Source organism: Shewanella sp. 4t3-1-2LB (assembly GCF_017368415.1).
Classification (GTDB): Bacteria; Pseudomonadota; Gammaproteobacteria; order Enterobacterales; family Shewanellaceae; genus Shewanella; species Shewanella fodinae.
In genome coordinates this window covers 21,003-27,002 of record NZ_JAFNJD010000055.1, presented here as the reverse complement: position 1 = coordinate 27,002, position 6,000 = coordinate 21,003, and the positions used below count along the sequence as shown (strand labels likewise).

The 6,000-nt window shown below is 49.0% G+C and carries 4 protein-coding genes; 2 read left to right on the top strand and 2 right to left on the bottom strand.

Translation table 11 applies throughout. From position 1 onward, the window contains the following. The first annotated feature begins 225 nt into the window (after positions 1-225). Together J3L11_RS16970 and J3L11_RS16965 are read left to right on the top strand one after the other, a co-directional pair. Positions 226-1,629: an anion permease gene (locus J3L11_RS16970; RefSeq protein ID WP_207571740.1), complete on the top strand. Its 1,404-nt coding sequence runs from the start codon at positions 226-228 to the stop codon at positions 1,627-1,629. A 64-nt stretch (positions 1,630-1,693) separates the two neighbouring features. Then, a complete protein-coding gene (locus tag J3L11_RS16965; RefSeq protein WP_133037822.1) occupies positions 1,694-3,202 on the top strand; it encodes a fumarate hydratase in 1,509 nt (502 codons plus the stop codon). Positions 3,203-3,532: 330 nt separating this feature from the next. On the opposite strand, the gene J3L11_RS16960 is transcribed toward J3L11_RS16965, so the two are convergent. Continuing rightward, positions 3,533-4,231, bottom strand: coding sequence for a response regulator (locus J3L11_RS16960; RefSeq protein ID WP_229800048.1), 699 nt, complete (start codon positions 4,229-4,231; stop codon positions 3,533-3,535). Then, positions 4,200-5,864, bottom strand: a complete 1,665-nt coding sequence (locus tag J3L11_RS16955; RefSeq protein WP_207571739.1) for a sensor histidine kinase — start codon at positions 5,862-5,864, stop codon at positions 4,200-4,202. The genes J3L11_RS16960 and J3L11_RS16955 overlap by 32 nt, the downstream gene beginning before the upstream one ends. Positions 5,865-6,000: the final 136 nt, after the last annotated feature.

The following is a 6,000-nucleotide window of genomic DNA, read 5'->3' as shown; positions in this document are numbered from 1 at the left end:
TATCAATATATTATAATTATAAAACGTATCTTACATAAGCAAAAATAAGTTACAAAACGAGTTAAATGGCAAAAAACAAACAAAGTTACATATGAATTCCCCTCGCCAATTTTAATCTGAATTTCAGTTAATGTTATTCCCGCAGCTCAGGTAATAACACCTGGTAAAAGTAATTTAAACCAAGTTAAACGCAATAATTCCTATTAATTAAAATTGGTGCTTACCATGAATAAAAAAATCATCTCATGGCTGGTCATTCTGGCAGTAGCCGTCGGCATCTGGCTGACGCCAGCGCCTGCCAGTGTTGATCCTAAGGCCTGGCATCTACTGGCAATCTTCGTTGCCACTGTGCTGGGGCTGATCCTAGAACCTATCCCTATGGGTGCCGTGGCTATCTGCGGTATCACAGCTACCGCAGTCACCGGAACCTTATCCATTAAAGAAGCCATGACAGGTTTCTCTAATACTACTATCTGGCTGATTGTAATGGCGTTCTTTATTTCCAGAGCGTTCATTAAAAGCGGACTTGGGGCCCGTATTGGTTACATTTTTATGCGCTTGATGGGGAAACGTACGCTAACCCTGTCATATGGCTTGCTGATGACAGATTTTATCCTGGCACCTGCAATCCCTTCTAACACGGCACGTACTGGCGGCATCGTATTCCCATTGGCGAATTCAGTGGCCGATGCTTATGGCTCCCGCGCAGAAGACGGCACATCCGGTAAGCTTGGTAGCTTCCTAATGACCACCGTATTTCACGGTACCACCATTACTGGCGCGATGTTCCTGACCGGCATGGCCGCCAACCCACTAGCTGCCAAACTCGCCGCCGATATGGGGATTGAAATCAGTTGGGGCCAATGGGCGCTGGCAGCGATTGTGCCCGGGATTGTTGGTCTGCTACTGATGCCATTATTCGCTTATGTGCTGAATAAACCTACCATTACTGCAACCCCACAAGCACCGCAGATTGCCGCTAAGGCGCTAGCAGAAATGGGCAAGATGAAAATGTCTGAGTGGGTAACTCTCGGAACTTTCATCGCCTTAATTGGGCTGTGGATTGCCGGGCCGTCTTTCGGCCTAAATGGCACAACAGCCGCCATGATCGGTTTAATCCTGCTGGTAAACGCCAATGTTCTGAGTTGGGACGATGTACTGAAAGAGAAAGGTGCTTGGAATACCCTGACTTGGTTCTCAGCACTGGTCATGATGGCCACCTTCCTTAACAAGCTGGGGCTGATCAAATGGTTTGGTAGCAGTATCGCCGCCAACCTCACCGGACTTGACTGGCCAGTGGCACTGCTGGCACTGGCACTGCTGTATTATTACATCCACTACGCTTTTGCTTCTTCTACCGCACATGTTGCCGCGCTGTACTCGGTATTTCTGGCAGTTGCGGTGCAAATGGGTGCCCCTGGGTTGATGTCAGCCATTATCTTCGGGGTGATCTCCAACCTGATGGGCGGTGTCACTCACTACGGTACTGGCCCAGCCCCAATTCTGTTCGGTGCTGGTCACGTATCTCTACCTAAATGGTGGAGCCTGGGCTTCATCATGGGTCTGCTGCAACTGGTCATCTGGGCCGTTGTTGGCGGGATCTGGTGGAAAGTAATCGGTCTTTATTAATCACCAACGGGCGTTACTCAAGAGCTAACGCCCGTATTTCATTGATAACAGCAAAGGGAACGCCATGACTATTATCAAAAAAGCGGACTTCATCGATAGTATTGAAGACGCACTGCAGTATATCTCTTACTACCATCCGCTGGATTTCGTCAAAGCGATGGAGAAAGCCTACCATGCGGAAAAAAGCCAGGCTGCCAAAGATGCGATTGCGCAGATCCTGATCAACTCTCGTATGGCGGCCGAAGGCCATCGTCCAATCTGTCAAGATACCGGTATTGTGACCTGTTTCGTGAAGATCGGTATGAATGTCCAGTGGGACAGCGATATGACCGTTCAACAGATGGTCGATGAAGGCACCAAACGTGCTTATAACAGTTCCGTTAACCCACTGCGTCAGTCTGTCGTTGCAGATCCAGCGGGCGCCCGTAAAAACACCAAAACTAACGCACCAGCGGTAGTGCATGTGGAAATGGTAGCGGGTGATAAAGTTGACATCATGATCGCTGCCAAAGGTGGTGGTTCTGAAAATAAAACTAAGATGGTGATGCTGAACCCCTCTGATGATATCGCCGCTTGGGTAGAAAAAACCGTACCGCTGATGGGCGCTGGCTGGTGTCCTCCAGGTATGCTGGGGATTGGTATCGGTGGTACTGCCGAAAAAGCGGCGCTGATGGCCAAAGAAGCCTTGATGGAACCGGTTGATATTCATGAATTACAGGCGAAAGGTGCCGAAACGGCTGAAGAAAAACTGCGTCTGGACATCTTCGACCGCGTCAACAAACTCGGTATTGGTGCTCAAGGGCTGGGCGGTGTGACTACCGTTGTCGACGTGAAAATCAAGACCGCGCCAACTCACGCGGCGTCCAAGCCGGTGTGTATCATCCCGAACTGCGCCGCCACTCGTCACGTGCACTTCACTTTGGACGGTAATGGCCCAGCCACACTGACACCTCCAAAACTGGCAGACTGGCCAGAAGTGACCTGGGAAGTGGGCAACAACGTACGCCGTGTTAACGTTAACGAACTGAAAAAAGAGGATGTTGCTGCATGGAAAGCCGGTGAAACCGTGCTGCTGTCAGGCAAAATCCTCACCGGTCGTGACGCTGCTCATAAACGTATTCAGGACATGCTGGCAAAAGGTGAATCTTTCCCGGTAGATTTCCAGAATCGCTTTATTTACTACGTTGGCCCAGTGGATGCCGTTGGTGATGAAGTGGTTGGCCCTGCGGGCCCAACAACCTCCACCCGCATGGACAAGTTCTCCGACATGATGCTGGAACAGGCGGGCCTGATGGGCATGATAGGTAAAGCTGAACGTGGCCCGGCGACAGTAGCGTCTATCAAGAAGAATAAGGCGGTATATCTGATGGCCGTGGGTGGTGCAGCTTATCTGGTAGCGAAAGCTATCAAAGCCGCCCGTACTGTCGCTTTCGCCGACCTGGGGATGGAAGCTATCTACGAGTTTGACGTTGAAGATATGCCTGTGACCGTCGCGGTGGACAGCGAAGGTAATAATGTCCACGAAACTGGTCCTGAGATCTGGAAAATCAAAATTGCTGAAATGAACGCCTGATCAGGCATTCATACGCCGCCAATTTTATGTGTTCCTTGTCAGCGGCGAGTTAGCAATAAGGACGGCCTGTAATGGAATATAGGCTGTCCTTTTTTACATCCTCCCTCGTCGCCCCGCCATTAAACACCTCATAAAGACATCACGTCACACTATCAACCACCAGATAAGCCGCCATCTCGCGCCCTGAAAAAGCCCTTCAGCATCAATAGTCTAGAGATGATTAAGCGCAACCGTTTCAGATGGTGGACGCCAGCGAAAGTCGACGATAGGCAAACCATAAAAAACCCCACAGTTGTGTGGGGTTCAGTGTTCAATTCTGCATACAAATCATCAATCCAGCAGATTAATATCCGTTAACTGATACAAGCGTCGCGGCCGACCACCGGTCTTATAGTTAAGTACCATTTTCACCACGCCTTCAGATTCCAGATATTCCAGATAACGGCGTACCGTGATACGACTGACATTCATGCGCTCACTCATGTCATCCACAGAGAAATCGGTGAGCTTCTCCTCTTTCAGGATTTTCTTCAGACTATCCAGAGTGGTGACATCGATGCCCTTAGGGGTACGCCGTACCGGCGTGGTACTGCGTTTTCCCAGGATCTGATCGATAGCACCTTGATCCACGGTCTCATGGGTCGCGAGTTTCTGTCGATACAGCTTGTAATCATCCAGCGCTTGCCGCACCCGAGACATCCGCAACGGCTTCACCAAATAGTCACTGATCCCCAGTTGTACCGCCTGTTCCACGGTTGAAGCATCGCGTTCCGCAGTGGTCATGATGAAATAACAGTTAGCACCATCGCGGCGCAGTTTCTGGATCACATCAATGCCGTTACCATCGGGTAAGGTAATGTCCACAAACACCAGTTGCGGCTTGTATAGTTCGAAGTGCATCAATGCATCGGCGCAGGTTTCGCTAACGGCTACCACCTCAAAATCCGAGTGCTGGTTAATGGTCGATTCCAGGGCATAACTGGCCCGCGGATCGTCCTCAATAATCATGGTAGTGACTTTCTGCTTCATAGCGCTTGATTTCGCTCTTATCGATATAGATGGAGAACAGGGTGGCATGGTCCTCGGTGCGTTCCCAGTCAATACTGCCGCGGAACTGTTTTACCAGTTCGTTAACCAGGTATAAGCCCACACCCGTCTGCTCCTGTTCCTCTTTGCTGGTGACACCAAAATCGAGAATATGCTCAGCGATTTCCGATGCAACACCAGCGCCGGTATCCTGTACTTCAAGAATAACATGTTGACTGCGATCGCTGACATAAACATGAACTGCCGGTGCCGCATTTTGTCGATTATTCCAGGCCGCAAGGATCGCATTATCAATGAGATTACCCAGTATAGTCGCCAGTTTTTCTGACACCAGCTTACTATAATCCTGCAGAATATTATCATCGTCTAATTCGTACTTAACGCCCATCTCGGTCGCTTTGTTGTATTTGGCAAGCAGCAGTGACGCCACCAGACTGTTTTGTATTGAACGCACCAGATTGCCGATAATATGCTGATGGCCTTTGCTCTCGCGATCGATGAACTCTATCGCATCATCATAGTGTTTGAGCTGTAACATGCCGGATAATACATTGAGTTTATTTGAGTATTCATGGGTTTTGCTGCGCAGCAATTCGGCATAATTTTTGTAGTAAATCAGTTCTTTCCTGAGATCATTCAGTTCCATATCCGCGAGGAAGAAAATCACATAGCCATGTTGTTCTTGAGCGGTTTGCAGCGGGTAAATACACACTCGATAGTCCAATTTTCCGAGTCGCAAACTGCCAGAATATGCCTGTCCATGTCCGGCTCTAGCGATCTTATCTAGTGCTGAAGAGAAGCGCGACAACGGCTGCCCAAGGTAATCCTGCTTACCCATACTGCCCATCGCCAAAATTTTGGTGGCAATATTGTTGATGGCAGTTATCAAAAAATGATTATCAATGGAAATAATAGGATCGCGGATAGCGTTAAAGATACGGTCATGTTCCATCAGTCGATTAACCACCAGTTCTGGCTCCAAATCCTGCATGGTGCGTTTCAGTTTAGACAGCACCACCACAATTAATATGACCGTGATAACTAGGACCAGCAGTACCAGTAACAGCAGATGAGCGTGTCGCTCAATGAACAGATGGCTAACTTCCCCTTTCAAAATACCAACGCAGACAGCGCCCACCACCTTGCCATCAACCACCACCGGGGCAAAACTGCGGATCGCCAGGCCCAGAGATCCCACGGCATAGGTGCTTTGTTTAATCCCCTGCTTAAGCACAGGTTGCAGATCATCGCCGACAAATTTTTTGCCAATTTTGTTGGCAGCCGGATGGCTAAGGCGAATAGCATCTTGATTAACCACCACAATAAAAGAGACATCCGTTTCTGCCCGCAAATTCTCAATATAGGAACGAATGGAAACACCGGGTTCTTGGTTAGCGCGCTCCACGGCGGCTACTACCACGGGATCTCGCGCTAGAATGCTGGCCATTTCCAGCCCGCGTTGCTTCAGACTTTCATCGTGGGTGGACTTCAACAGCTGGAATACCATAATGGCCATAATGGTAATGATCCACGCCATCGCCAGCAGAATACTGGTGATGAAGTGCTTTTTGAAATTCATCGGCTTATGGAAATGAAAACGCGATAATACAGCCATAAATCATCCTGTAGAGTAGGGAATTAGCCGTAACGCAGCCAGTGTTTTAAGCATAATGTAAGCACCCGCTTTTATAAACAAACAAGGGTGCCTTAGTCACGAAATGTTGATAGATTCCGCCTCCTTGGCACCCTGA